Here is a 22,317-nt window from a genome sequence, read left to right on the forward strand (position 1 = left end):
TTGCCTACGCAGTACCCGCCTGCGCAATCAGGACACCGCAGCAGCAGGGGCCTGCGGCGGTGCGCTGGCAATGTGCACCGTGCGGGTGGGGAATGCAAACTCCACCCCCATGGCCTTGAACTCGCGCAGCAACCCCAGGTTGATGGACTGCTGCAGGTCCATGTACAGGTTGTAGGCCGGGTCTTCGACGATGTAGACCACCTCGTAATCCAGCGAGTTGGTGCCCAGCGCCTTGAAATGCGCACGGTCAAAGCGCAGCTCCGGGTGCGACTCGATGAGCTTGCGCACCACGCCGGGAATCGCCTCCGCCTGCTCGGGGGTGGTGTCATAGGCCACGCCAAAGGTGAACACGATGCGCCGCCGCTCCAGCATGCGGAAGTTGCTGATGGTCTGCTTGAGCAGGTCGGTGTTGGACATCACGATCTGCTCGCCCTGCAGGCTGCGGATGCGCGTGGTCTTGAGGCCGATCACCTGCACCGTGCCCGACACGTTGCCCACCACGATGAAGTCGCCCACCTCAAAGGGTTTGTCCACCGCAATCGCCAGCGAGGCAAACAAGTCGCCCAGGATGTTCTGCACCGCCAGCGCCACGGCAATACCGCCCACCCCCAGGCTGGCGATGAAGGCCGTGATGTTCACCCCCACATTGGACAAGATGGCCAGCAGCACCACGCTCCACAGCAGCGTGCGCAGCCCCCACGACATGAGCGTGGCCGAAGCGCTGACCTGCGTCATGCCGCTGGACGAGTGCCGCTCCACATAGCGGCGCACGCCGATGCCGATCGCGCGCATGCCCCACAGCCCCATCTGCAGCGCCACGGCCACAAACCACAGCTGGCTCAGACGGCTCTCCCAGCGGCCCGGCAGGTCCAGCAGGCTGGCGCCCACGAGCAGTGCCACCACCAGCATCAGCGTGCGGCTCGTGCCTTCCAGCACGTCCACCAGGGTCAGTGCCATACCGCTGTGTGACTGCGTGGCCCACCCTTTGGCGCGGCGGGTCAGCAAGTGCAACACCACAAGGATGGCGGCGTAGGTAGCGACAGCCGCCGCCAGGGCCACACACAGGCTCCATAGCGGCACACCCGCAAAAGTGGTCTCCTGGACCCAGGTGAAAAACGTGGATGGCGGCATGCAGTAACTCTCCTCTTCGTTGTGCAATGGGGATAGGTGAACGCGGGCGTACGGCGTGCGCGCGCAGTCCGCGCAAAAGCATCGGCAGCAGATGGCGCGGCCTGGGGACAACGCGGTGTGCGTGCGTATTGCCCTTGATCGAGACACCTGCAAAGCGAGAGTTCCCCAACGGGCCTTCACATCCGTCGCACTCACAGTGTCAGCGCCCGGCGTGCAAATGTTCGTAAGACATGCCCGACAGCGATACAGAGGCGGGACCTACGCCCGCTCGCCGAGCGGGGCCCAACAATGCATCAACAGCAGAACCCACTGGTTGCCCACCCCACACGGGTGCGGCGTCTCCAACAACCTCCAGAGGAGTCCCATACACCATGCATTCAACTGCACTGATCCGCACTGCCACAGCGGCACTCGCACTGGGCGCACTGGCCGCCTGCTCGTCCACCCCCGCCCCTACTGAACAGATGGCGGTCACCCGCACCACCGTGAACCGCGTGGCGGCGGCACCGGCGGTGGCCACCAGCGCCCCTGTACAGCTGCAGCAGGCCCGCGAGAAGCTCATCCAGGCCGAGAAGGCCATGGCAGAAAAGGACTATGTGGCCGCGCGCCGCCTGGCCGCAGAGGCAGAGGTCGATGCCCGCGTGGCCGAGACCCGCGCCGACGCCGCAGGCAATGCCGCCACCCTGGCCCAGGTGCAGGACAGCATCCGCGCACTGCAAGACGAAATCAACCGCCGATCGCCCCGCTAGTCCAGCGCCCTGCGCGGTGCCGAGTACGCCCCACTTGGCGGCTGCGCCTCTCGCACACCGGCGCCAAGGCCCCCGATGGCCCCGCGATTGAATTCACCCAACACCCAAGGAACACCCGACCATGCCACGCTTTTTTCACCGCACCACCGCCCTGTGCACCAGCCTGATTGCTGTGGGCCTGCTGGCCGCCTGCGCCAGCACCACCCCGTCGCCCGCCCTCGAAGAAGCCCGCACTGCCGTGAGCACTGCGGCAGGCGACCCGGCCGTCAACCAGTACGCCCAGCTCGAACTCAAGCAGGCCACCGATGCACTGGCCCAGGCTGACCGCGTGTGGGCCGATGACAAGGACACGTCTGAGACCAACCACCTGGCGTACATCGCCCGCCAACGTGCCGAGATCGCTACCAACACGGCCCGGGCACGCCAGCTCGATGCCAATATCAAGCAGGCCGGCAGCGAAGCGGATCGCATCCGCCTGCAAGCCCGCACCCAGGAGGCCGACGCCGCCCGCCTGCGCGCACAACAGGCCCAGCAGCAGGCGATGAGCGCCGAGCAGCGCGCCGCACAACAGCAGGCACAAGCCACCGCCGCCATGGCACAGGCCAACGCCGCGCAGGACCGTGTGCGCGCACTCGAAGCCCAGCTGCGCGACATGGAAGCCCAGCAAACCGAACGCGGCCTGCTGGTGACCTTGGGCGATGTGCTGTTTGCCTTCAACAAGGCCGAGCTGTCGGCCCAAGCGGCCCCACGTCTCGAAAAGCTGGCCAACTTCCTCAAGCAGTTCCCGGACCGCAAGCTGCTGATCGAGGGCTACACCGACAGCGTGGGTGGCGACAGCTACAACCAGGACCTGTCAGACCGCCGCGCGCAGGCCGTGCGCGATGCGCTGGTGCAGCGCGGGGTGGACAGCAGCCGCATCACCGCACGCGGCTATGGCAAGGCCCACCCGGTGGCCGACAACGCATCGCCCGAAGGCCGCGCCATGAACCGCCGTGTGGAGATCGTGATTGCAGATGACAAGGGGAACCTGCGCGGGAGATAAAGCACACCCCCCTGAGGCGCTTCGCGCCTTCCCCCCGCTCTCGCACCGCTGCGCGTTGCGGGCAGGGAGACGCCGCCATCGCGGCGGGGCGGCCCTTGCGCGGCGGCCGCTGGCTTGAGCCACGCCGGTTTCTGCGGCCTATATCAATAAACGCAACAAAGACCGCGCCGCTCACGCTGCGCGGTCTTCAAACGTCTCGGTATCGACTTCACTCGCGCTCTGCGCGTTGTAGCGGCTGCCCACCACCGTTCGCTCGTTGATCAGCGCGTCCAGCCGCGCCATGGTGGCGACATCCAGCCGCACATCGACGGCGCCCAAGTCGTCCTGCAAATGCGCCACGCTGGTGGTGCCTGGGATGGGGATGATGTGCTCGGCCTTGTGCAGCAGCCATGCCAGCGCCAGCTGGGCGGGCGTGCAGCCCACATCGCGCGCAATGGCCTGGTAGTCGTCGAGCAGCGCCAGGTTGGCCGCATAGGCGTCGGGCGCAAAACGGGGCATGGCGCGGCGGATGTCCTTGGCGTCGAGCGTGCTCACATCGCGCAGCTCGCCACAGAGAAAGCCCCGCGCCACGGGGCTGAACGCCACAAAGGCGGCACCCAGCTCGCGGCAGGCGTCCAGCACGGCGATCTCGGGGTTGCGCGTCCACAGCGAATACTCGGTCTGCACCGCCGCAATGGGATGCACCGCGTGGGCCTTGCGCAGGGTGGCGGCAGACACCTCCGACAGGCCAATGCTGCGGATCTTGCCCGCGCGCACCAGGTCGGCCAAAGCACCCACGCTGTCTTCGATGGGCACCTTCTTGTCCCAGCGGTGCAGGTAGTACAGGTCGATCACATCGGTCTGCAGGCGGCGCAGGCTGTCTTCGCAGGTCTGGCGCAGCGTGGCGGGCCGGCCATCGATCACGCGCACCAGCTTGCCGTCGCCGTTCACATCGACGCCCTGCATGCCGCATTTGCTGGCCAGGGTGAAACGGCTGCGGTGCTGCTTCAGCACACGGCCCACCAAGGTTTCGTTGGCGCCAAAGCCATAGAGCGTGGCGGTGTCGAACAACGTCACGCCCGCATCCAGCGCGGCCAGCAGCACGCGCTCGCCCTGCTCGGCAGACACCGGCGCGCCATAGGCGTGCGAGAGGTTCATGCAGCCAAGGCCGATGGCCGAGACGGAGAAAGGTCCAAGGTTTCTTTGTTGCATTCCGCGAGCTTACGGCAAGCGCGGCAACCTACCGGGTGGCTCGGGCTTGGGGCCGGACTAAGCCTTGGTACTGGACGGCCGCTTCGCCCACAACTCAATGCGCTCACCCGCTGCGCAGGCGGCCACCAGCTGCGCAAACCGGGCCTCCCGGGTCGCATCGCGTTTGGCGGATGTGACCCAGTGCAGCATCACCTTGCGGTAGCTGGGAGGTGTGGATTCCTGAAAGTACCGCCACGCGGCTTTGTTGCGCTGGAATGCACGCTGCAGCGCCACCGGCAGCTCGGCCACCCCCGCCTGCTCGTGCGAGTAGATGGCCGACTTGTCGGCCTTGCGGTGCGCGAAAGCGGCCAGCCCCGCAGGCGTCATGCGGCCTGCCGCCTGCAACTGCTCCACCTTGGCGATGTTGACCGCACTCCAGATCGACGACGGCTTGCGCGGCGTGAAGCGAATCGAATAAGTGTGCTCGTCAATGCGCCGCCGGATGCCATCGATCCAGCCAAAGCACAGGGCTTCGTCCACCGACTCCGACCAGCCCATGCTGGGGCGGTCCGAGCCCACTTTGTGAAAACCCACCAGCAACTCCGGCGCGCTGGCCGCATGGCGCTCCAGCCACTGGCGGAATGCCTGGGGGGTGGCGAAGAAGGTAGGGGTGGTATGGGAGGCCATGGTGTTGCGAACGTCCTTACTGAGTGCTGCCGGGCGGGCTCTTGCTGCTGTGCCGGTGGGTCGGCTAGGCCACCACGATGTCTTGGGCCAGCTCGGCGCAGGGCCCCAGGGGCAACACGCACAGTGTCACGCCGTCGAGCGTGAGCACCAACCCCAGTTGCCCGCCCACCTGAACCACCCCACCCACCGTGGCCGGTGCGCGCGAGGCACGCGGTGGTACGGATTGCACGGAGCGCTGCGTCGCCATCGCACTCACGGGCGGCTGGCGCAGCAGGGCCCACAGGGCCTGCGGGTCCCGTAGTTGCAAAGACTGCAGATAAAGGCGCAGCACCGCCGGGTCGCCGTCACTGGGTTCACCGCGTTCATCACAGTGGCGGGCCTGCGCTTCGGCTTGCCGCAGGCGCTGCAATGCGCGGCGCAATTGCTGGCGGCTGGCCGCTTCCGTCCGGCCGGTGGCCTGTGCCAGCTCGGCATGGCTGGCATCGAACACCGCATGCAGCAGCACTGCGGCGCCCTCCATGGGCGTGACGCACGCCGCCAGCCGCCGCAATGCGAGCGTGGCTTGCTGCGCCAGCGCGGCATCGGCCTCTGCCGAGGGCGCGACCGAACCGGCAACAGCGCCATGCGCAGTCTGCGTGGCTTCGGTCAGCCATTGGGCCATCCACTGGCGCCGCCGCAGGCGGTCGATGGCTAGGTTGCGCACCACCGTCAACAGCCACGCCTGGGCCGCATTGAGCGCCGGGGCCTGGGCCTCCAGCGCACGCACGTAGGCGTCCTGCACGGCGTCCTCGGCCTCGGCAGAACCCAGCAGGCGCGTAGCGGCGCGCAGCAGGGTACTGCGGTTGGCGTTCACCAGCGCCATCAGGTGTTCATCGTTCTGCATCGGAGCATGGTGCCATAGGCTGCGGCAAGCCGCACATCGGCAGACCATGGCTCGGATGGGTAGGCGGCATTCAGTTCAATCGCCCTCTTTGCGAGCAGTCCCGTCAACTTTCCCGGTGCCTTGCCGATAACCAGGGATGCAAGTTGCCAGCACCACCTCATCCCCCGTCAAACCTTCTTCCTCCACCGGCAGCAGCGACATCGCCAAGCTGCAAAAGCAGCTGCGCGAGCTGACGGAGGAACTCAAGGGCGTGGTCAGTTCCGACATGGACGCCAAGGCCAAACAAGAGAAGGCCAAGCTGCTGCAGGCGCAGATCCAGATGGTGCAAGCCCAGATTACGGCGATACAGCGCGCGCAACAGCAAGAGCAGCAACTGTCCCAGGTGGCGAAGGCCGAAGAGGCGGCGGCCAATGCCGCGCAGCAAAAGAAGACCCAGGCGGCAAAGACTCCATCTTCTGGGCTGGGCAACAACGTCGATACCTACGCCTGACCAGTAAGAACGTGTTGACGATCTAAGGCTCTCTGAGACGGCTGCCAACCTGCAGCACACCGCCCCCGGCATGCGTCCGGCACCGCATGGGCCTGCGGCGTCCGCGACAAGCTTCACCCCCCATTGCATGGACAATCTCGGCATGTCTGGCGCACCTACTACTTCACACCCTTCTTCCGCCCACCCCGTGCTGATCGCCGGGGGTGGCATTGGTGGCATGGCCACCGCCCTCACCCTGCACCAGATCGGCGTGCCCTGCATCGTCTTTGAAACGGTGCCGGAACTGCAGCCGCTGGGCGTGGGCATCAACCTGCAGCCTAACGCCGTGCGCGAACTGCACGACCTGGGGTTTGGCAACGACGTGCTGGACACCATTGGCCTGCAGGCACGCGAATGGGCGCTGGTGGGCCGTAACGGGAACGAGGTGTATGCCGAGCCGCGCGGCCTGGAGGCGGGCTACCACTGGCCGCAGTATTCGGTACACCGGGGGCAGCTGCAGATGATGCTCTACCACGCTGTCAAAGCCCGCCTGGGCGACAACGCCGTGCAGCTGGGGCAACGTGTGGTGGGCTACCGGCAGGATGCGAATGGCGTCACCGCCATCGTCGAAACACGCGACGGCACGCAACGCGAAGTGGCGGGCTCGCTGCTGATTGCGGCCGACGGCCTGCACTCGGCCGTGCGGGCGCAAATGCACCCCACGCAGCCGCCCATCCAGTGGGGCGGCGCCATCATGTGGCGGGGTACCACGCCGGGGGTGCCGGTGCGCACGGGCGCGTCGTTTGTGGGCGTGGGCTCGCTGCGGCACCGCGTGGTGTTCTACCCCATCACGCCACCCGACCCGACCACAGGGCTGGCCACCATCAACTGGATCGCCGAGATCACGGTGGACAACCAGGGCGGCTGGCAGCACGGCGACTGGAACCGGCGCGTTGCGCTGGAGGAGTTCATCCACCACTTCGACGGCTGGAACTACAGCTGGCTGGACGTGCCCGCCATGCTGCGCGGTGCCAAGGACATTTTTGAATACCCCATGATCGACCGAGACCCGGTGCCCACCTGGGTGGACGGCCGCGTGGCGCTGCTGGGCGATGCAGCGCATGTGATGTACCCCGTGGGCTCCAACGGGGCCAGCCAGGCCATTGTGGATGCACGCGTGCTGGGCGCCCAGCTGATTGCGCATGGCGTGGGCCCGCAGGCGCTGCGCGCCTACGACGACAAGCTGTGCAAGGACATCTCTGCGCTGGTGCTGCGCAACCGGGGCTCTGGCCCCTTTGGCCTGCTGGGGCTGGTGGACGAGCGCTGCGGTGGGGTGTTCGACCACATCGACGACGTGCTGCCGCGCGAGGAGCGCGAGGGCTTCATGGCCCGCTACAAGGCGGCGGCGGGCTTTGCGATCGAGACACTGAATGCGGCGCCGCCCACCATTGCGCCAGGGCAGCGCGTGGCGGTGAGCTGAGCAGTCCCAGGGGCACAGAGCGGGCCATTCGGTCCGCTCTGCAGCGCTCCCCTGAATGCGCCAGCGCACGGAAATGTCACGTCCGGCGTGTCTCGTTCGTCATGGCAGTCCTGTCACTCTTTTCAAGGACTTGGCCCCATGGACACGCCAGACACCCACACTCCACCCTCTGCCCCAGGCTCCGAGCCGCGCACCTCTTACCTGGAAGAAAAGGCTTTCAAGGCCCGCACCCTGCTCGTCTTCGGCACCATCACCGACACGCTGGCCGCCGATGTGGCGCGGCGGCTGATTGCGCTGGATGCCGAGAGCGCCGAGCCCATCGACATGCTGGTGAGCTCGCCCGGCGGGCACCTGGAGTCGGGCGACACGATCCACGACCTGGTGCGCTTCATTTCTGCGCCGGTGAACATGATCGGCACCGGCTGGGTGGGCAGTGCGGCCACGCACCTGTACTTGGCGGCACCCCGCGAGCGGCGGTTCTGCCTGCCCAACACACGCTTTCTGATCCACCAGCCCAGCGGCGGCGCGGGTGGCCCGGCCAGCGACATCGCCATCCAGGCGCGCGAGATGGTGAAAGCGCGTGAGCGAATTGCGGGCACCATTGCCCGGCAGACGGGCAAGCCACTGGAGGTGGTGCTGGCAGACATCGAGCGGGACCGCTGGATGTCGGCCGAGGAGGCGGTGGACTACGGCCTGGTCTCGCGCGTCATTGAGCACAAGACGGCATTGAAGGGATGAGGCCGCACACCCCATCCCTATCAAATGAATAGCTGCTGGCGCTTATTGGATAAGCGCCGGCAGCCAATTTGGCTTGCAATCAGCCTGCGTTGAGCTGCTGCTCCAGGTTGTGCAGCACCTGGTAGCACGGCAACACCTGGGCCACGCTGGCGTTGGGCTCACGGCCTTCCTTGATCGCGGCGAAGAACTCCCGGTCCTGCAGCTCGATGCCATTCATCGACACATAGCCCTTGCTCACGTCGATCTTTTCTTCCTTGCCGTTCACCAGATCGTCGTAGCGGGCGATGTAGGTGGCGGTGTCGCCGATGTAGCGGAAGAAGGTGCCCAGCGGGCCGTCGTTGTTGAAGCTCAGCGACAGTGTGCAGATGGCGCCGTTGGCCGCCTGCAGCTGGATGCTCATGTCCATGGCAATGCCCAGGTCCTTGTGGATGGGGCCCTGAATGGCGTTGGCTTTGACGATGGGGCTGCCAGCCTGGTAGGCGAACAGGTCCACCGTGTGGGCAGCGTGGTGCCACAGCAGGTGGTCCGTCCAGCTGCGGGGCTGGCCCAGCGCGTTCATGTTGGTGCGGCGGAAGAAGTAGGTCTGCACATCCATCTGCTGGATGTTGAACTCGCCGGCTGTGATCTTTTGGTGCACGTACTGGTGGCTGGGGTTGAAGCGGCGGGTGTGGCCGCACATGGCCACCAGGCCGGTCTGCTTTTGCAGGGCGACAACCTTCTCGCCATCGGCCAGCACGTCGCACAGCGGGATCTCGACCTGCACGTGCTTGCCCGCTTCCAGACAGGCAATGGTCTGGCTGGCGTGCATCTGCGTGGGCGTGCACAGGATCACGGCGTCCACGTCCTTGATGGCCAGGCTGTCGGCCAGGTCGGTGGTGACGTGCTTGATGCCGTACTTGTCGGCCACTTCCTGGGTCTTGGCCAGGTCGCGGCTGATGAGGGAGACGACTTCCACATCGGGAATGTTCTTGATACCGTCCAGGTGTTTGATGCCGAAGGCGCCAGCGCCTGCGAGTGCGACTTTGATGGTCATGGTGTGTGTCCTTTGGCGTGTTTTTACGTGTTCTCAAGAATCAGGTGGCCCACGGCGGTGTTGGACGCGGGCACATGGTAGAAGCGGTGCGCCACCTTTGGCGGCTTGCCACCGGCCACATCGGCCGTTGCACCGCGCGCAACATCGGACATCGCGCCGCGCGCGATGAGCCACATCACCAGCTCGATGCCTTCGCTGCCCGCCTCGCGCACGTAGTCGATGTGCGGGATGCTGGCAGCGGCCTCGGGATCGCTGATGAGCTTGTCGAGGAAGGCGTTGTCGAACTCCTTGTTGATGAGGCCGGCACGCGGGCCCTGCAGCTGGTGGCTCATGCCACCGGTGCCCCAGATGTGCACGTTCAGGTCTTCGTCGTAGCTCTCCACCGCCTTGCGGATGGCCTGGCCCAGGTTGTAGCAACGGCGGCCGCTGGGCACGGGGTACTGCACCACGTTGACGGCAAACGGGATCACCGGGCAGGGCCAGGCACCCGTCTTGGGGTCTTGTTCGCCGCACATCAGCGACAGCGGCACGGTGAGGCCGTGGTCCACATCCATCTTGTTGACGATGGTGAGGTCAAAGTCCTGCTGGATGACCGACTGCGCGATGTGCGCGGCCAGGTCCGGGTGGCCTTGCACTACGGGCACGGGGCGGGGACCCCAGCCCTCGTCGGCGGGCTGGAACTGCGCGGCCGTGCCGATGGCGAACGTGGGAATCATCTCCAGGCTGAAAGCCGTGGCGTGGTCGTTGTAGACCAGGAAGATCACGTCGGGCTTGTTGTCCTTCATCCACTGCTTGGAGAAGTCGTAGCCCGCGAACAGCGGCTTCCAGTAGTCTTCTTGCGTCTTTCCCAGGTCCAGCGCAGCGCCGATGGCAGGCACGTGCGACGTGAACACGGAGGCGGTGATCTTGGCCATGGTCAATTTCCTTTCTTGCCCGCCGCACCTTGCGGCTGCCGGTGCGCCTGTGCGTCGCCGTCTTCGCCGATCACGCGGTTGCCGTTGGCCGAGCGGCCGCCGCTGATCATCATGTTGCGGTATTCCTCTTCCGTCATGCCGGTCATGCTGCCCGCCATCTGCTGGAAGCTCTTGCCGTCGGTGGCACCGATCTTGGCCAGAAAGTAGATGTTGCCGCCCAGGCGGATGCACCAGTTCAGGTCGCGCGCCAGCACGGCCTGCTTTTGCTCTTCGGTCATCGCCCATTCGTCCAGGTAGGCGCGTTCGTTGGCCTTGAAGCGGACGCGGTTCTCGGCCTTCATCAGGCTCATGCAGAACTGGTTGAGCCAGTAGCCCTTGCGGCTTTGCTCCGCATCAAAGATGGTCGTGCCGGGCACGTCCAGGTAGGGTTTGTCGAGCGGCATCTCAGACCTCCTCTGGCCAGTAAAGCTTCATGGGGTTGGCGACCAGCAGTTTGTGCTGCAGCCCAGCCGTGGGCGCGATGTGCGGGATGAAGTCCACCAGCAGGCCGTCGTCGGGCATGTGGTCCTTGAGGTTGGGATGCGGCCAGTCGGTGCCCCAGAGCACGCGGTCGGGGAACTCTGCGACCACCTTGCGAGCAAAGGGCACCACGTCCTGGTAGGCGTTCTGCTCACCATTCAGCGCCTTGGGTCCGGTGACCGACAGGCGCTCTGGGCAGCTCACTTTGCTCCACACATTGGGGTGCTGGCGCATGAACTTCAGGAATAGCTCGAACTCCGGTCCGTCCACCGGCTTGCTCACATCGGGGCGGCCCATGTGGTCCACCACCACGGTGGTGGGCAGTGCGGTGAAGAAGTCCCACAGCTCGGGCAGGTCCACCGCCTCGAAGTAGATCACCACATGCCAGCCCAGCTTGGCGATGCGCGCGGCAATCTCCATCAGCTCGTCCTTGGGCGTGAAGTCCACCAGGCGCTTGACGAAGTTGAAGCGCACGCCGCGCACACCGGCGTCGTGCATGGCCTGCAGTTCCTGGTCAGTGACCGAGCGCTTGACGGTGGCCACGCCACGCGCCTTGCCGCCGGAGTGCACCAGCGCATCCACCATGGCGCGGTTGTCCGCACCGTGGCAGGTGGCCTGCACGACCACGTTGCGTGCAAAGCCCAGGTGGTCGCGCAGCGCGTACAGCTGGTGCTTGCTGGCGTCGCAGGGGGTGTACTTGCGCTCGGGGGCGTAGGGGAACTCTGCCCCGGGGCCGAACACGTGGCAGTGCGCGTCCACCGCGCCTGCAGGCACCTGGAAACGGGGTTTGCTGGGGCCGGCGTACCAGTCCAGCCAGCCGGGGGTCTTGGTGAATTCGCTCATGGGCGTGGGTCCTAGGTTGCTGGGTGGGGGCGGGTCAGTCGAGGGACACGTTGGCCTTCTTGATCACCTCGCCAAAGCGCTGGCTCTCGTCCTTGACGAACTGGGTGAATTGCGCGCGGGTGGTGGGGAAGGGCTCGTAGCCAAAGCTCTTGAACTTCTCCTGCACATCGGCGCCGGAGAGGGCTTGCTCGATGTCCTTGCGGATCTTGTCGGTCACGGCGGCGGGCAGGCCGGGCGGCACGGCAATGGCGTTCCACCCAGTCACCTCAAAGCCCTTGGGGCCACCCGATTCGCCCACGGTGGGCACGTCCGGAAAGCTGGCCAGGCGCTGCGGCGCAGTGACGGCCAGAAAGCGCAGCTTGCCCGCGCGCTGCAGCGGCCCGGCGGTGGCAGCACTGCCCAGCGCAAACGACAGCTCGCCGGTGGAGACCGAGGTGTAGAGCTGCGTGGTCTCTTTGTAGAGCACGTGCTCCATCTGCGTGCCGGTGGCGCTTTCAAACAGCTCGGAGCCCAGGTGCACCGGGTTGCCGATGGACCAGGAGCCGTAGTTGAGCTTGCCAGGGTTGGCCTTGGCGTCGGCCACGATGTCGCTCACGGCCTTGTACTTGCTGTTGGCGGCCACGGTGAAGAAGAAGTAGGTCTTGAACAGCGGCAGCAGTGTGTCGAAGTCCTTGGCCGTGTCGTAAGGCAGCTTCTTGAACAGGCTGGGGTAGGCGGCCAGGTGCACGTTGTCGAGCACGATCAGGTCATGCCCGTCCTTGGCGCCGCGCTTGAACGCGTCGATGGCGATGAAGCCATTGCCACCGGGGCGGTTCTCGACCACCACGGGCTGACCCCAGCTTTTGGACAACTTGTCGGCCACTAGGCGGGCCACGCCGTCCGGCCCACCACCCACCGGGAAGGGCGTGATGATGCGCACGGGCTTGGACGGAAACGCCTGCGCCGAGGCGAGCTGGGGCACACAGCCCAGCGCAGCCGCCAGGCCCAGGGCCAGGCCTGCACGGCGGGAAAGGGAAACGGGAGGCACGGAACAACGCATGGAAAGAAGAAGCTTCTGAAGAAACTGTTTGCTATAAATTGCATAGCTACAAGCGCATTATTCACTAGCGCTTGCAGCCCAAAAGGCTGAAAAACCGCTCAGTCGATGTACTTGAGGCCCGCCTTCTCCAGGCCGGGGCGCATGTTGTACATGTCGAGGCCAAGCACGCCGCTGGCGAGCTTGGTGCGCTTCTCGCCTTCAAAGCTCTCGCGCTTTTGCGCGGCGGCCAGCGTCTCGACTGCACGGGCGGCGGGCACACACACCACGCCATCGTCGTCGGCCACGATCACGTCGCCCGGCGTGACCAGCGCACCAGCGCACACCACAGGGATGTTGACCGAGCCCAGCGTGGCCTTGATGGTGCCCTTGCTGCTGATGGCCTTGCTCCACACGGGGAAGTTCATCTCCTGCAGCGTCTTCACGTCGCGCACACCGGCGTCGATGATGAGGGCGCGCGCGCCCCGTGCCTGGAAGCTGGTGGCCAGCAGGTCGCCAAAGTAGCCGTCGGTGCATTCAGAGGTGACGGCCGCCACCACGATGTCGCCGGGCTGGATCTGCTCGGCAGCCACATGCATCATCCAGTTGTCGCCGGGCTGCAGCAGCACGGTGACGGCCGTGCCGCTGACCTGCTGGCCACTGTAGATGGGGCGCATGTAGGGCTTGAGCAGGCCCACGCGGCCCATGGCCTCGTGCACGGTGGCCGAGCCGAGGGCGGCCAGGCCGTCGGCCGCTGCGCGGTCAGCGCGGGTGATGTTGCGGTAGACAACGCCAAGTTCAAACATGTCAGAGCCCCTTTGCCTTCAGGCGTGAATCGAGTCGGGAGAACACGCGGCGCGTGTTGGCTTCGTAAATCTGGTGCTTTTCGTCGGCACTCAGGATGGTGGAGGCCTCGATGTAGCGCTTGGTGTCGTCGTAGTAGTTGCCGGTGGTGGGGTCAATGCCCCGCACCGCGCCGATCATTTCGCTGGCAAACAGCACGTTCTTCACCGGAATCACGGTGTTCAGCAGGTCGATGCCGGGCTGGTGGTACACGCAGGTGTCGAAGTACACGTTGTTCATCAGGTGCTCGTCGAGCAGCGGCTTCTTCATCTCCTGCGCCAGGCCCCGGAAGCGGCCCCAGTGGTAAGGCACCGCGCCGCCGCCGTGCGGGATCAGGAACTTGAGCGTGGGGAAGTCCTTGAACAGGTCGCCCTGGATCAGCTGCATGAAGGCCGTGGTGTCGGCGTTCAGGTAGTGCGCGCCGGTGGTGTGAAAGCACGCGTTGCAGCTGGTGCTCACGTGGATCATGGCGGGCAGGTCGTACTCCACCATCTTTTCGTAGATGGGGTACCAGTGCTTGTCGGTCAACGGGGGGCTGGTCCAGTGGCCGCCCGAGGGATCAGGGTTCAGGTTGATGCCGACGGCGCCGTATTCCTTCACGCACTTTTCCAGCTCGGGGATGCAGGTGGCGGGATCCACGCCGGGGCTTTGCGGCAGCATGGCCACGGGTACGAAGTGGTCGGGGAACAGCGTGGATACGCGGTAGCACAGCTCGTTGCAGATGGCCGCCCAGGTGCTGGACACGTTGAAGTCGCCAATGTGGTGGGCCATGAAGCTCGCGCGGGGGCTGAACAGCGTGATGTCGCTGCCGCGCTCTTTCATCAGCTTGAGCTGGTTGGTCTCGATGGACTCGCGCAGCTCGTCGTCGCTGATCTTCAGGTCAGCCACCTTGGGCATGGCCGCCGGGTCTTTGATGCCGGCGATCTGCGCATTGCGCCAGTTCTCCAGCGCCTTGGGGGCCGTGGTGTAGTGGCCGTGACAGTCGATGATGAGGCTCATAGTGGGTTGCTCCTTGGATCGTTCGTTGGTTGTGTTCGTGGGCTGACTACTGAGCGTGGACCATGCTCAAGCCCGGCACAAGCCAGGACCGCCGCGCAAGGGCCGCCCCGCCGCGCTGGCGGTGTCCACCTTCCCGCATTGCGCCGCAATGCGAGAGAAGGGGGAAGGCGCGAAGCGACTCAGGGGGTTGTTCATATCGCTTCAGGCGGGCTCCATGCCCTGCTTGCGTTTGGCGTCTGCGGCAGCGGGCGAGGCCAGGTAGGCCAGCAGCGAACGCGCCGCATCCACCTGCTGCGAATGCACGCCGATGCCTGCGGAAAACGTGGTGGTGATCTGGATGGCCGGTGGCAGCGGGCCAACGATCTGAATGCCCTGCACATGCAGCAGCTCGCTCAGTTGCTGAAAGCCCAGCGCCACTTCGCCCTTGGCCACCAGCGAGCCCACGGGCACGCCGGGAGGCGCCTGCACCATGCGCGGGGCGATCTGCTCGGCAATGCCCCAGCGCTCAAACAGTTTGCTCAGCGCCACGCCGCTGGGGCCGGTGGACAGGCTGATGCTGGGCGCGGCCAGCACGGCAGCGCGCATGGCGTCTTCGCTGGACAGGTCGGGCAGCGGCGCGCCCGCAGGCACGGCCACGGCCACGCCGGAGTGCACCCAGTCCACCTTGCTGCCGGGCACCAGGTGGCCTGCGGCCAAAAGCTTGTCGATGGCGTCGGACGCGAGGATGACCACGTCGAACGCCTCACCGGCTGCCACGCGCTTGGCGGCGTCCACCCCGCCCACCGATTCGATGGCGGCCTGCGTGCCCGACTGCTGCGCAAACCCGGCCGCCAGGTCGGCCAGCACCTGGCGCGTGGCCATGGAAGAAATGCCTCGGATCACAGTAAAGCCTCACGCAAATCAGGGGTTGTGCAACCAATGCGCCCCAGAGCGTGCGCCTGAGATGCATTCTTGTTTGCGCGAGTCTGGGCGGGCTGCGTCATGCGTTGTCTCCTGCCGGGCTGCGGGTGGCCCAGGCGGTGCGTGCAGTTGTATACATGCCGCCGATTGTGGGCAGCGGCGGCCCAAACATGAAGGCGGCCCCGGCACTACCAGATATATCATTCCGTGATCGTTGACCCACAGCTATTGCAAATAGCAGAGAGCCTTGCCCATGGACCTCAAGCAGATCGAATACTTTGTGCGCGTGGCCGAACTGGGCAGCTTTACCCGCGCCTCGGTGGTGCTGGACATTGCCCAGCCCGCCCTGAGCCGCCAGGTGCGCCTGCTGGAGGTGGAGCTGCGCCAGAACCTGCTGGTGCGCAACGGCCGGGGCGCCACGCCCACCGAGGCGGGCAAGCTGCTGCTGGAACACGGGCGCGGCATCCTGCACCAGGTGGAGCGCGCCCGCGAGGAACTGGGCCGCGTGCGCGGCGCCCTGGCTGGGCGCGTGGCCATCGGCCTGCCACCCAGCATTGCCAAGGTGCTGACGGTGCCGCTGACGCGCGCCTTCCGCGTGAAGATGCCGGACGCGGCGCTGGCCATCAGCGAGGGCCTGTCGGTGGCCATGCGCGAATCGCTGACCACCGGGCTGCTCGACATTGCCCTGCTCTACAACACCACGCCCGCGCCGGGCATCGAGACCACGGCGCTGCTGGAGGAAGACCTGTTTCTGGTGCAGCGCCGCGCCCCCGGCCAGAGCGAGGCAGAGGCTGATGCCCTGGCCCGCACGCCCCTGCCGCTGGACGAGCTGCCGCGTTTTCCGCTGGTGATTCCCACGCGCCCCAACTCCATCCGCATGCTGGTGGAGTCCGAACTGGCCGCACGCGGCAAGCGCCCGCAGATCAGTCTGGAGATCGACGGCGTGGCCGCCATCCTGGACCTGGTGGCTGATGGCGCGGGCTGCGCGGTGCTGCCCATGAATGCGGTCACCACGTCGGGCAAATCGGAGGTGTTCAGCACCCGGCCCATCCACGGCGCGGGCAGCGATGGAGAGGATGCAGAAGCCAGCGGCAACTCGCGGCTGCGCAGCAAGCTGTTCATGGCCGTCAGCTCGCAACGCCCGGCCACGCTCACGCAGCAGGCGATGGCGGAGCTGATTCGGACGACGCTGCAGGCGTTGTACAGGTCTCCCCCCTGAGGCGCTGCGCGCCTTCCCCCCAGGGGGACGACGCCATCGCTGCGGGGCGGCCCTTGCTCGGTGCCTCTCGCATTGCGCCGCGCCAGTTTCAACGGCGGGTGACGATTCGCAAGCTCAGTCCTTCGTGGGTGCCGCAGACAAACTGCCCAGCACCCGGTCCGCATAGTCCTGCCAGCGTGCGTCCTTGAGCAGGCCCTGAAACACGCCTTCGCGTGCCAGCTCGGCCACCCATTGCTGCTTGGCGGCGATGGCGGAGGCCATCAGGGGTTCCATGCCGGCCTCGCGCACTGTGTGGGCGGACTCGCGCATTTCCTCGGCGCGGCGCTGGCCGTGTTGCACCACGCGGCTGAAGAAGTAGCGGCCCTGCTCGTGCCAGTCGATGGACGGGAAGGTCTCGGCCAGCGTGGGCAGTACATGGTCTTCCACGCCGTAGTGGCGGGCGGTGGCGTAGCTTTCGATGACCAAGGCCTCCAGGCCCTTGATCATGATGCTGCGGCACATCTTGATGGCGCTGGCCACGCCCAGTTGCTCGCTCACGGGTTGGGCATCCATGCACCAGCCGGTCAGCACCTCGGCCAGTGCGGCAGCTTGCGCGCCGCCCAGCAGCATGGGCACGCGGATGCCGTAGGGCGGCACGGACGTCATCACCCCCGCCTCGACATAGTGCGCGCCACGCGCCTCGATGAGCGCCGCCGCCTGCTGCTTGGTGCCGGGCGATGCGGAGTTGAGGTCCAGGAACACGGTGCCGGGGCGGATGTGCTGCGCCGCCTCCTGCGCCACGGCCAGCGTGTTCGACGCGGTGACGGCCGAGATGATGCAGTCGCAGCGCGCGCACAGCGCCTGCATCGCATCCACCGCCACCACACCCGCCTGCGCGGCGTGCTTCTGCAGGGCGTCGCGGTGCGCGGGGTCGGCCAGCTTCAGGTCCCAGGCGGCGACAGAAGCCACCCCGGGCTGGACGCGCAAGCCCGCACTGAAGATCTTGCCCACCTCGCCATAGCCCACGAGGCCGATGTGTGTGATGTTCATTCGATGTTCCTTTCCGCCTTTCACCACCGCCAACGATCCACAGCGGCAGCGCTCACTGGCGCGCGATCTTGGCCTTGGCGATCACGTCGCTCCAGCGGCGCACATCGGCGGCCAGGTGCTCGCCCAGCTGCGCGGGGGTGCTGCCCTGGGCATTCAGATTCAGCTCCAGCAGGCGCATTTTGACGTCGGGCTGGGCCAGCGCGGCCTGCACCTCGCGCGAGAGGCGCTCCACCACCGCCGGGGGCGTCTTGGCGGGCACGGCCAGGCCGTTCCACGACGTGACGTTGAAGCCCGCGAGCGGCCCGCCGCTCTCGCGCACCGTGGGCACATCGGGCAGCTGCGGCGCTCGCTGCGCGCCCATCACGGCCAGCGGCCGCAGGGCCTTGGCGCCGATCTGTGGCATGAGGCCACCCAGGATGTCGATCATCACGTCGATCTCTCCACCCCGCAGCGCGGTGATGACCGGCGGCGTGCCGTTGAAAGGCACCACCTGCGCGTCGATGCCCGCCGTCACCTTGAACAGCTCGGCCGCCAGGTTCTGTGTTGTGCCGATCTGAGGCGTGCCGATATTGAGCTGGCCGGGGTGGGCGCGGGCATACGTCAGCAGCTCGCCCAGTGTGCGAAAGCGCCCTCCCTCCTTCACCACCACGGCCAGGTCGAACGTGGCCAGCAGGGAGACGGGCGCAAAGTCCTTGAGCGTGTCGAACGGCAGCGACTGGAACAGCGCCGCGCTCACCGCCGTGCCGCTGCTCACCAGCAGCAGCGTGTGGCCGTCAGGCTCGGCGCGGGCCACCTGTTCGCCCGCCACCACGCCGCCCGCGCTGGGCTTGTTTTCAATGACCACGCTTTGCCCCAACGGGCCAGCAATCTTCTGGCCCACCGTGCGCGCCGTGATGTCGGCCGCGCCGCCTGCCGCATTGGGCACGACGATGCGCAGCGGGCGTGAGGGAAAAGTGGCCTGCGCGCTGGCTGCACCGCCGAACGACGCTGCCAGCCATGCCAGGAGGGTTCTGCGGTGCACAGCGCTGCCCATGGTGCGCGCTACCGTGCCACGCCCAGCAGGCGATCCAGCAGCTCGGGTTGCGCGCTCAGCTCGGCCGCACTGCCGGTGTGCACCACGGTGCCCCGGTCCAACACGGCGGCGTGGTCGGAGATGGCCAGGATGGCCTGTGGGTGCTGCTCCACGATGATGGCCGACAGGCCCTCTTCGCGCGTGATGCGGCGGATGGCGCGCAGCAGCTCTTCCACGATGATGGGTGCCAGGCCTTCGAGCGGCTCGTCGAGCAGCAGCAGGCGCGGGTTGAGCACCAGCGCGCGGCCCACGGCCAGCATCTGCTGCTCGCCACCCGACAGCTGTGTGCCCAGGTTCGCCCGGCGCTCGGCCAGGCGCGGGAACATTTCGTACACACGCTCGGGCGTCCACGGCCGTGCGGTGGAGCCTTTGCGGCCCGGACGCGCCACGGCCGTAAGGTTCTCGTGCACGGTCAGCGACTTGAAGATGTTGCGCTCTTGCGGCACCCAGCCGATGCCGGCGGCTGCGCGCTCGTGCGGGGGCAGCTTGTGCAGCGCCACGCCACCCAGGCTCACCGTGCCCGCGTGCTGGCGCGTGGCGCCGGCCAGCGTGTTGATGAGCGTGGTCTTGCCGGTGCCGTTGCGGCCCAGCAGGGCCAGCGTGTCGCCTTCGGGCAAGGCCAGCGAAATACCTTGCAGCACCACGGCTTCGCCGTAGCCTGCGCTCAGGCCTTCGATACGCAGCAGCTCGGTCTTAGACATGGGCGTCCTCCCCATGGCCCAGATACACGGCCTTCACCTGCGGGTCGTTGGCAATGGTGTCGGGGTCGCCCTCGGTGAGTACGGTGCCGTTGACCAGCACCGTCATGCGGTTGGCAAAGCTGAAAACCAGGTCCATATCGTGTTCGATCAACAACACCGAGACATCGGCGGGCAGGGCCGCTACGGTCTGCAGCAGTTCTTCGCGCTCGCCGGCGGGCACACCGGCCACGGGTTCGTCGAGCAGCAACACGCGCGGCTCGCAGGCCAGCGCAATCGCAATCTCCAGCAAGCGGCGTTTGCCGTAGGCCAGCACGCGCGTTTCCTCGGCCATCACGGACGTGAGGTGGAACTGCTCCAGCAATTGTTCGCAGCGCTCATTGACCGCTTTGCGCGCGCCCAGCGGCTGCCACCACTTGCCGCCCAAGCCCTGGTGCTGCGAAACGGTGAGCGCCAAGGTTTCGAGCGGCGTGAGCGTGTCGAACAGCTGGTTGATCTGGAAGGTGCGCACCATGCCGCGCTGCACGCGCTGGTGCGGCGCCAGGCGCGTGATGTCCTGGCCTTCGAGCGTGATGGAGCCTTCGGTGGGCTCCAGCACGCCGGTCAGCAGATTGATCAGCGTGGTCTTGCCTGCGCCGTTGGGGCCGATGAGCGCATGGCGTGCGCCCTTTTGCAGGTTCAGCGTGACATTGTTGGTGGCCGTGATGCCGCCAAAACGTTTGACCAAGCCTTGCGCCGACAGCACGGTATTGGAGGTGGTGTTGTTCATGTCAGTGGCCTCCCGTGTTGGAGGCAGCACCGGCCTTGCGGCCTGCGCCAAACCAGGTCCAGGGACGGAACAGGCGGTCGCGCCCGACCAGCACCAGTACCACCAGGAACAGGCCGACCCAGAAGGTCCAGTACTGCGGTGTGATGGACGAGATCACGTCCTGCAGCAGCTTGAAGCCGATAGCACCCAGGATGCCGCCGTACAGCCAGCCCACGCCGCCGATCACCAGGATCAGCATCACGTCGGCCGAGCGGTGGAACTCGAACAAATCGAGCGACGCAAAACCCGTGGTCTGCGTGAGCAGTGCGCCCGCGGCCCCGGCCAGCGCAGCGGCCAGCGTGTACACCTGCGCCAGCTTGGCCGTCACCGGGATGCCGATGGCCATGGCACGCAGCCGGTTGTCGCGGATGGCCTTGAGCGTGGCGCCAAAGGGCGACTGCACGATGCGGCGGGCGAGCAAGAAGAACACCAGCAGCACCGTGAGCGAATACCAAGCGGCCGTGCGGCCATACAGGTCGAATTCGAACTGGCCGAGCACGGGGCCCATCATCACGCCCTGCAGGCCGTCAGCACCGCCGGTCAGCCAGTCGAGCTTGTTGGCCAGTTCCAGCATCACCAGGCCCACGCCGAGCGTGACCATAAGGCGCGTGAGGTCGGTGCCGCGCATGATGGTGAGCGACGCCACCGCGCCCAGCACGGTTGCGGCACCAATGCCCACGGCCAGGCCCACCAGCGGGTCGGGCATCACATGCTTGGCAAACAGCGCGGCCGCGTAGCCGCCCAGGCCAAAGAAGGCCGCATGGCCCAGCGACACGATGCCGGTGTAGCCCAGGATGAGGTCCAGCGAAATCGCAAACAGCGCCACGATGGCGATCTCGTTGATGATGAGCGCATGGCTCGGCAGCGCCAACGGTGCGGCAAAGGACAGCAGCCACAGCACGGGCTCCCACCAGCGAAAGCGCCGGGCCTGCAGCAACGACGCTGCGGCGGAGGAGGAGGTTGCGGGGTTCATGGTTCCGAATCCGAGGAAAGGGGCGTAAACGCCAGTGCACCCGTGGAACTGGCTTTGCCAGGCCACCGGGTGCGTCCCCCTCCCGCAGGAGAGGGGGAAGACGCGAAGCGGCTCAGGGGGTGCTTCATCTATTTGCCTCCTTTGCGGACGAACAGGCCCTGCGGGCGCCAGATGAGGATCAGGATCATGAGGCTGTACACAATGAAGGCGCCCAGCTTGGGGATGTAGTACTTGCCCGCCACGTCGGCAATGCCGAGCAGCAGCGCAGCCAGCAGCGGGCCGGTGATGGACGAGGTGCCGCCCACGGCCACCACGATCAAAAAGTAGATCATGAACTTGAGCGGGAAGCTCGGATCGAGCCCCAGCACTTCAGCGCCCAGCGCACCGCCCAGGCCTGCCAGGCCCGAGCCAAAAGCGAAGGTGGACAGGAACACGATGTTCACGTTGATGCCCATGCCCGCAGCCACGCGCTGGTCGTCCACGCTGGCACGCAGGCGGCTGCCGAAGCGGGTTTTGGTGAGCACATATTGCAGGCCCACGGTGAGCGCCGCACACACCGCAATGATGAACAGGCGGTAGTGGCCCATGCCCAGGGTGAGTGCGCCGCTGCCGATCTCGGTGCGGCCCTTGAGCCATTCGGGCAGCTGCATGATCTGCTGCGTGGAGCCCACAAAGTAGTCCACGCTGGCCACGGCCATGAACACCAGACCGATGGAGAACAGCACCTGGTCCAGGTGGGCCTTGTGGTACAGCGGGCGGTACAGCGTGCGCTCCAGCACACCGCCGAGCAGGGCCGTGCCGACAAAGGCGATGGGCAGACAGACAAGGAAGGGCACATCCAGCCGCTGCATGAGCAGCACGGTGATGTAGCCCCCTGCCATGGCAAACGCCCCGTGCGCCAGGTTGATGAAGTTCATCAGCCCCATGGTCACGGCCAGGCCGACTGCCAGGATGAACAGCAGCATGCCGTAGGCAACGCCGTCGAAAAGAATGGTCAGCATGAAATCACTTCATTGAAGACAAAAGTGCACCACCCTGCTCAGGGCTGTGGAAGTGCGACGAATCACCAAAACCGGACGTTCAACCTGCGGCCCCCGGTTTCG

General features: G+C 66.4%; 24 protein-coding genes. 6 read left to right on the forward strand and 18 right to left on the reverse strand.

The window, feature by feature from the left end; all coding sequences use genetic code 11:
- Window positions 1-27: 27 nt before the first annotated feature.
- Window positions 28-1,131, reverse strand: a complete 1,104-nt coding sequence (locus ACOYR4_RS21810; RefSeq protein ID WP_422848027.1) for a mechanosensitive ion channel family protein — start codon at window positions 1,129-1,131, stop codon at window positions 28-30.
- Between the two features lie 371 nt (window positions 1,132-1,502).
- Between ACOYR4_RS21810 and ACOYR4_RS21815 the strand changes: the two genes are divergently transcribed.
- Together ACOYR4_RS21815 and ACOYR4_RS21820 are read left to right on the forward strand one after the other, a co-directional pair.
- Window positions 1,503-1,880: a DUF4398 domain-containing protein gene (locus ACOYR4_RS21815; protein WP_422848028.1), complete on the forward strand. Its 378-nt coding sequence runs from the start codon at window positions 1,503-1,505 to the stop codon at window positions 1,878-1,880.
- 121 nt (window positions 1,881-2,001) lie between these two features.
- Window positions 2,002-2,922: an OmpA family protein gene (locus ACOYR4_RS21820; protein ID WP_422848029.1), complete on the forward strand. Its 921-nt coding sequence runs from the start codon at window positions 2,002-2,004 to the stop codon at window positions 2,920-2,922.
- 171 nt (window positions 2,923-3,093) lie between these two features.
- Here the strand turns inward: ACOYR4_RS21820 and ACOYR4_RS21825 are convergent, their stop codons facing one another.
- The 3 genes from ACOYR4_RS21825 to ACOYR4_RS21835 all read right to left on the reverse strand — a co-directional run bounded on the left by ACOYR4_RS21825 (window position 3,094) and on the right by ACOYR4_RS21835 (window position 5,662).
- Window positions 3,094-4,113, reverse strand: a complete 1,020-nt coding sequence (locus tag ACOYR4_RS21825) for an aldo/keto reductase (RefSeq protein WP_422848030.1) — start codon at window positions 4,111-4,113, stop codon at window positions 3,094-3,096.
- A gap of 57 nt (window positions 4,114-4,170) precedes the next feature.
- The gene (locus tag ACOYR4_RS21830) at window positions 4,171-4,779 is read right to left on the reverse strand and encodes a YdeI/OmpD-associated family protein (protein ID WP_422848031.1); all 609 of its coding nucleotides are present in this window, start codon (window positions 4,777-4,779) and stop codon (window positions 4,171-4,173) included.
- 64 nt (window positions 4,780-4,843) lie between these two features.
- Window positions 4,844-5,662 carry a sigma-70 family RNA polymerase sigma factor gene (locus ACOYR4_RS21835; RefSeq protein WP_422848032.1) on the reverse strand — a complete coding sequence of 273 codons (819 nt, stop codon included), beginning with the start codon at window positions 5,660-5,662 and terminating at the stop codon, window positions 4,844-4,846.
- A 136-nt stretch (window positions 5,663-5,798) separates the two neighbouring features.
- Between ACOYR4_RS21835 and ACOYR4_RS21840 the strand changes: the two genes are divergently transcribed.
- The 3 genes from ACOYR4_RS21840 (at window position 5,799) to ACOYR4_RS21850 (ending at window position 8,349) form a co-directional block, all read left to right on the forward strand.
- On the forward strand, window positions 5,799-6,152 hold the full coding sequence (locus ACOYR4_RS21840; protein ID WP_291441900.1) for a FlxA-like family protein: 354 nt from the start codon (window positions 5,799-5,801) through the stop codon (window positions 6,150-6,152).
- 142 nt (window positions 6,153-6,294) lie between these two features.
- Entirely contained in the window at window positions 6,295-7,611 is a 1,317-nt protein-coding gene (locus ACOYR4_RS21845; protein WP_422848033.1) for a flavin-dependent oxidoreductase, read from the forward strand.
- Between the two features lie 138 nt (window positions 7,612-7,749).
- A complete protein-coding gene (locus ACOYR4_RS21850) occupies window positions 7,750-8,349 on the forward strand; it encodes an ATP-dependent Clp protease proteolytic subunit (RefSeq protein ID WP_422848034.1) in 600 nt (199 codons plus the stop codon).
- Between the two features lie 79 nt (window positions 8,350-8,428).
- On the opposite strand, the gene ACOYR4_RS21855 is transcribed toward ACOYR4_RS21850, so the two are convergent.
- The 8 genes from ACOYR4_RS21855 to ACOYR4_RS21890 all read right to left on the reverse strand — a co-directional run bounded on the left by ACOYR4_RS21855 (window position 8,429) and on the right by ACOYR4_RS21890 (window position 15,376).
- Window positions 8,429-9,382, reverse strand: a complete 954-nt coding sequence (locus tag ACOYR4_RS21855) for a Gfo/Idh/MocA family oxidoreductase (protein ID WP_422848035.1) — start codon at window positions 9,380-9,382, stop codon at window positions 8,429-8,431.
- A 23-nt stretch (window positions 9,383-9,405) separates the two neighbouring features.
- On the reverse strand, window positions 9,406-10,296 hold the full coding sequence (locus ACOYR4_RS21860) for a class III extradiol dioxygenase subunit beta (RefSeq protein WP_422848036.1): 891 nt from the start codon (window positions 10,294-10,296) through the stop codon (window positions 9,406-9,408).
- Between the two features lie 2 nt (window positions 10,297-10,298).
- Window positions 10,299-10,739: a protocatechuate 4,5-dioxygenase subunit alpha gene (gene ligA / locus ACOYR4_RS21865; RefSeq protein ID WP_422848037.1), complete on the reverse strand. Its 441-nt coding sequence runs from the start codon at window positions 10,737-10,739 to the stop codon at window positions 10,299-10,301.
- 1 nt (window position 10,740) lies between these two features.
- Window positions 10,741-11,658 (reverse strand): amidohydrolase family protein, encoded by a 918-nt coding sequence (locus ACOYR4_RS21870; RefSeq protein ID WP_422848038.1) that lies wholly within the window; start codon window positions 11,656-11,658, stop codon window positions 10,741-10,743.
- Between the two features lie 34 nt (window positions 11,659-11,692).
- Entirely contained in the window at window positions 11,693-12,697 is a 1,005-nt protein-coding gene (locus tag ACOYR4_RS21875) for a Bug family tripartite tricarboxylate transporter substrate binding protein (RefSeq protein WP_060984435.1), read from the reverse strand.
- 98 nt (window positions 12,698-12,795) lie between these two features.
- Entirely contained in the window at window positions 12,796-13,479 is a 684-nt protein-coding gene (gene ligK, locus ACOYR4_RS21880; protein WP_422848039.1) for a 4-carboxy-4-hydroxy-2-oxoadipate aldolase/oxaloacetate decarboxylase, read from the reverse strand.
- 1 nt (window position 13,480) lies between these two features.
- Window positions 13,481-14,515, reverse strand: a complete 1,035-nt coding sequence (locus ACOYR4_RS21885; RefSeq protein WP_422848040.1) for an amidohydrolase family protein — start codon at window positions 14,513-14,515, stop codon at window positions 13,481-13,483.
- A gap of 201 nt (window positions 14,516-14,716) precedes the next feature.
- Complete coding sequence (locus ACOYR4_RS21890; protein ID WP_422848041.1) at window positions 14,717-15,376, reverse strand: substrate-binding domain-containing protein; 660 nt, start codon at window positions 15,374-15,376, stop codon at window positions 14,717-14,719.
- Window positions 15,377-15,668: 292 nt separating this feature from the next.
- Between ACOYR4_RS21890 and ACOYR4_RS21895 the strand changes: the two genes are divergently transcribed.
- Window positions 15,669-16,634 carry a LysR substrate-binding domain-containing protein gene (locus ACOYR4_RS21895; RefSeq protein ID WP_422848042.1) on the forward strand — a complete coding sequence of 322 codons (966 nt, stop codon included), beginning with the start codon at window positions 15,669-15,671 and terminating at the stop codon, window positions 16,632-16,634.
- Window positions 16,635-16,748: 114 nt separating this feature from the next.
- Here the strand turns inward: ACOYR4_RS21895 and ACOYR4_RS21900 are convergent, their stop codons facing one another.
- From ACOYR4_RS21900 to ACOYR4_RS21925, 6 genes are all read right to left on the reverse strand, one after another.
- On the reverse strand, window positions 16,749-17,663 hold the full coding sequence (locus ACOYR4_RS21900) for a DUF1932 domain-containing protein (protein WP_422848043.1): 915 nt from the start codon (window positions 17,661-17,663) through the stop codon (window positions 16,749-16,751).
- Window positions 17,664-17,715: 52 nt separating this feature from the next.
- A complete protein-coding gene (locus ACOYR4_RS21905) occupies window positions 17,716-18,696 on the reverse strand; it encodes a tripartite tricarboxylate transporter substrate binding protein (RefSeq protein WP_422848044.1) in 981 nt (326 codons plus the stop codon).
- An 8-nt stretch (window positions 18,697-18,704) separates the two neighbouring features.
- Window positions 18,705-19,436, reverse strand: coding sequence for an ABC transporter ATP-binding protein (locus ACOYR4_RS21910; protein WP_422848045.1), 732 nt, complete (start codon window positions 19,434-19,436; stop codon window positions 18,705-18,707).
- Window positions 19,429-20,202, reverse strand: coding sequence for an ABC transporter ATP-binding protein (locus ACOYR4_RS21915; protein WP_015016185.1), 774 nt, complete (start codon window positions 20,200-20,202; stop codon window positions 19,429-19,431). The genes ACOYR4_RS21910 and ACOYR4_RS21915 overlap by 8 nt, the downstream gene beginning before the upstream one ends.
- A gap of 1 nt (window position 20,203) precedes the next feature.
- Window positions 20,204-21,214 carry a branched-chain amino acid ABC transporter permease gene (locus tag ACOYR4_RS21920; protein WP_422848046.1) on the reverse strand — a complete coding sequence of 337 codons (1,011 nt, stop codon included), beginning with the start codon at window positions 21,212-21,214 and terminating at the stop codon, window positions 20,204-20,206.
- 128 nt (window positions 21,215-21,342) lie between these two features.
- Window positions 21,343-22,215, reverse strand: coding sequence for a branched-chain amino acid ABC transporter permease (locus tag ACOYR4_RS21925; RefSeq protein WP_015016187.1), 873 nt, complete (start codon window positions 22,213-22,215; stop codon window positions 21,343-21,345).
- Window positions 22,216-22,317 lie beyond the last annotated feature (102 nt).

The organism is Acidovorax sp. M14 (genome assembly GCF_049331375.1).
Taxonomy (GTDB): domain Bacteria; phylum Pseudomonadota; class Gammaproteobacteria; order Burkholderiales; family Burkholderiaceae_C; genus Acidovorax.

Excerpts from the sequence above, each read along its gene's own strand:
- ACOYR4_RS21810 (WP_422848027.1), bottom strand. The coding sequence starts at position 1,131 with ATGCCGCCATCCACGTTTTTCACCTGGGTCCAGGAGACCACTTTTGCG.
- ACOYR4_RS21815 (WP_422848028.1), top strand. The coding sequence starts at position 1,503 with ATGCATTCAACTGCACTGATCCGCACTGCCACAGCGGCACTCGCACTG.
- ACOYR4_RS21820 (WP_422848029.1), top strand. The coding sequence starts at position 2,002 with ATGCCACGCTTTTTTCACCGCACCACCGCCCTGTGCACCAGCCTGATT.
- ACOYR4_RS21825 (WP_422848030.1), bottom strand. The coding sequence starts at position 4,113 with ATGCAACAAAGAAACCTTGGACCTTTCTCCGTCTCGGCCATCGGCCTT.
- ACOYR4_RS21830 (WP_422848031.1), bottom strand. The coding sequence starts at position 4,779 with ATGGCCTCCCATACCACCCCTACCTTCTTCGCCACCCCCCAGGCATTC.
- ACOYR4_RS21835 (WP_422848032.1), bottom strand. The coding sequence starts at position 5,662 with ATGCAGAACGATGAACACCTGATGGCGCTGGTGAACGCCAACCGCAGT.
- ACOYR4_RS21840 (WP_291441900.1), top strand. The coding sequence starts at position 5,799 with ATGCAAGTTGCCAGCACCACCTCATCCCCCGTCAAACCTTCTTCCTCC.
- ACOYR4_RS21845 (WP_422848033.1), top strand. The coding sequence starts at position 6,295 with ATGTCTGGCGCACCTACTACTTCACACCCTTCTTCCGCCCACCCCGTG.
- ACOYR4_RS21850 (WP_422848034.1), top strand. The coding sequence starts at position 7,750 with ATGGACACGCCAGACACCCACACTCCACCCTCTGCCCCAGGCTCCGAG.
- ACOYR4_RS21855 (WP_422848035.1), bottom strand. The coding sequence starts at position 9,382 with ATGACCATCAAAGTCGCACTCGCAGGCGCTGGCGCCTTCGGCATCAAA.
- ACOYR4_RS21860 (WP_422848036.1), bottom strand. The coding sequence starts at position 10,296 with ATGGCCAAGATCACCGCCTCCGTGTTCACGTCGCACGTGCCTGCCATC.
- ligA (WP_422848037.1), bottom strand. The coding sequence starts at position 10,739 with ATGCCGCTCGACAAACCCTACCTGGACGTGCCCGGCACGACCATCTTT.
- ACOYR4_RS21870 (WP_422848038.1), bottom strand. The coding sequence starts at position 11,658 with ATGAGCGAATTCACCAAGACCCCCGGCTGGCTGGACTGGTACGCCGGC.
- ACOYR4_RS21875 (WP_060984435.1), bottom strand. The coding sequence starts at position 12,697 with ATGCGTTGTTCCGTGCCTCCCGTTTCCCTTTCCCGCCGTGCAGGCCTG.
- ligK (WP_422848039.1), bottom strand. The coding sequence starts at position 13,479 with ATGTTTGAACTTGGCGTTGTCTACCGCAACATCACCCGCGCTGACCGC.
- ACOYR4_RS21885 (WP_422848040.1), bottom strand. The coding sequence starts at position 14,515 with ATGAGCCTCATCATCGACTGTCACGGCCACTACACCACGGCCCCCAAG.
- ACOYR4_RS21890 (WP_422848041.1), bottom strand. The coding sequence starts at position 15,376 with ATGGCCACGCGCCAGGTGCTGGCCGACCTGGCGGCCGGGTTTGCGCAG.
- ACOYR4_RS21895 (WP_422848042.1), top strand. The coding sequence starts at position 15,669 with ATGGACCTCAAGCAGATCGAATACTTTGTGCGCGTGGCCGAACTGGGC.
- ACOYR4_RS21900 (WP_422848043.1), bottom strand. The coding sequence starts at position 17,663 with ATGAACATCACACACATCGGCCTCGTGGGCTATGGCGAGGTGGGCAAG.
- ACOYR4_RS21905 (WP_422848044.1), bottom strand. The coding sequence starts at position 18,696 with ATGGGCAGCGCTGTGCACCGCAGAACCCTCCTGGCATGGCTGGCAGCG.
- ACOYR4_RS21910 (WP_422848045.1), bottom strand. The coding sequence starts at position 19,436 with ATGTCTAAGACCGAGCTGCTGCGTATCGAAGGCCTGAGCGCAGGCTAC.
- ACOYR4_RS21915 (WP_015016185.1), bottom strand. The coding sequence starts at position 20,202 with ATGAACAACACCACCTCCAATACCGTGCTGTCGGCGCAAGGCTTGGTC.
- ACOYR4_RS21920 (WP_422848046.1), bottom strand. The coding sequence starts at position 21,214 with ATGAACCCCGCAACCTCCTCCTCCGCCGCAGCGTCGTTGCTGCAGGCC.
- ACOYR4_RS21925 (WP_015016187.1), bottom strand. The coding sequence starts at position 22,215 with ATGCTGACCATTCTTTTCGACGGCGTTGCCTACGGCATGCTGCTGTTC.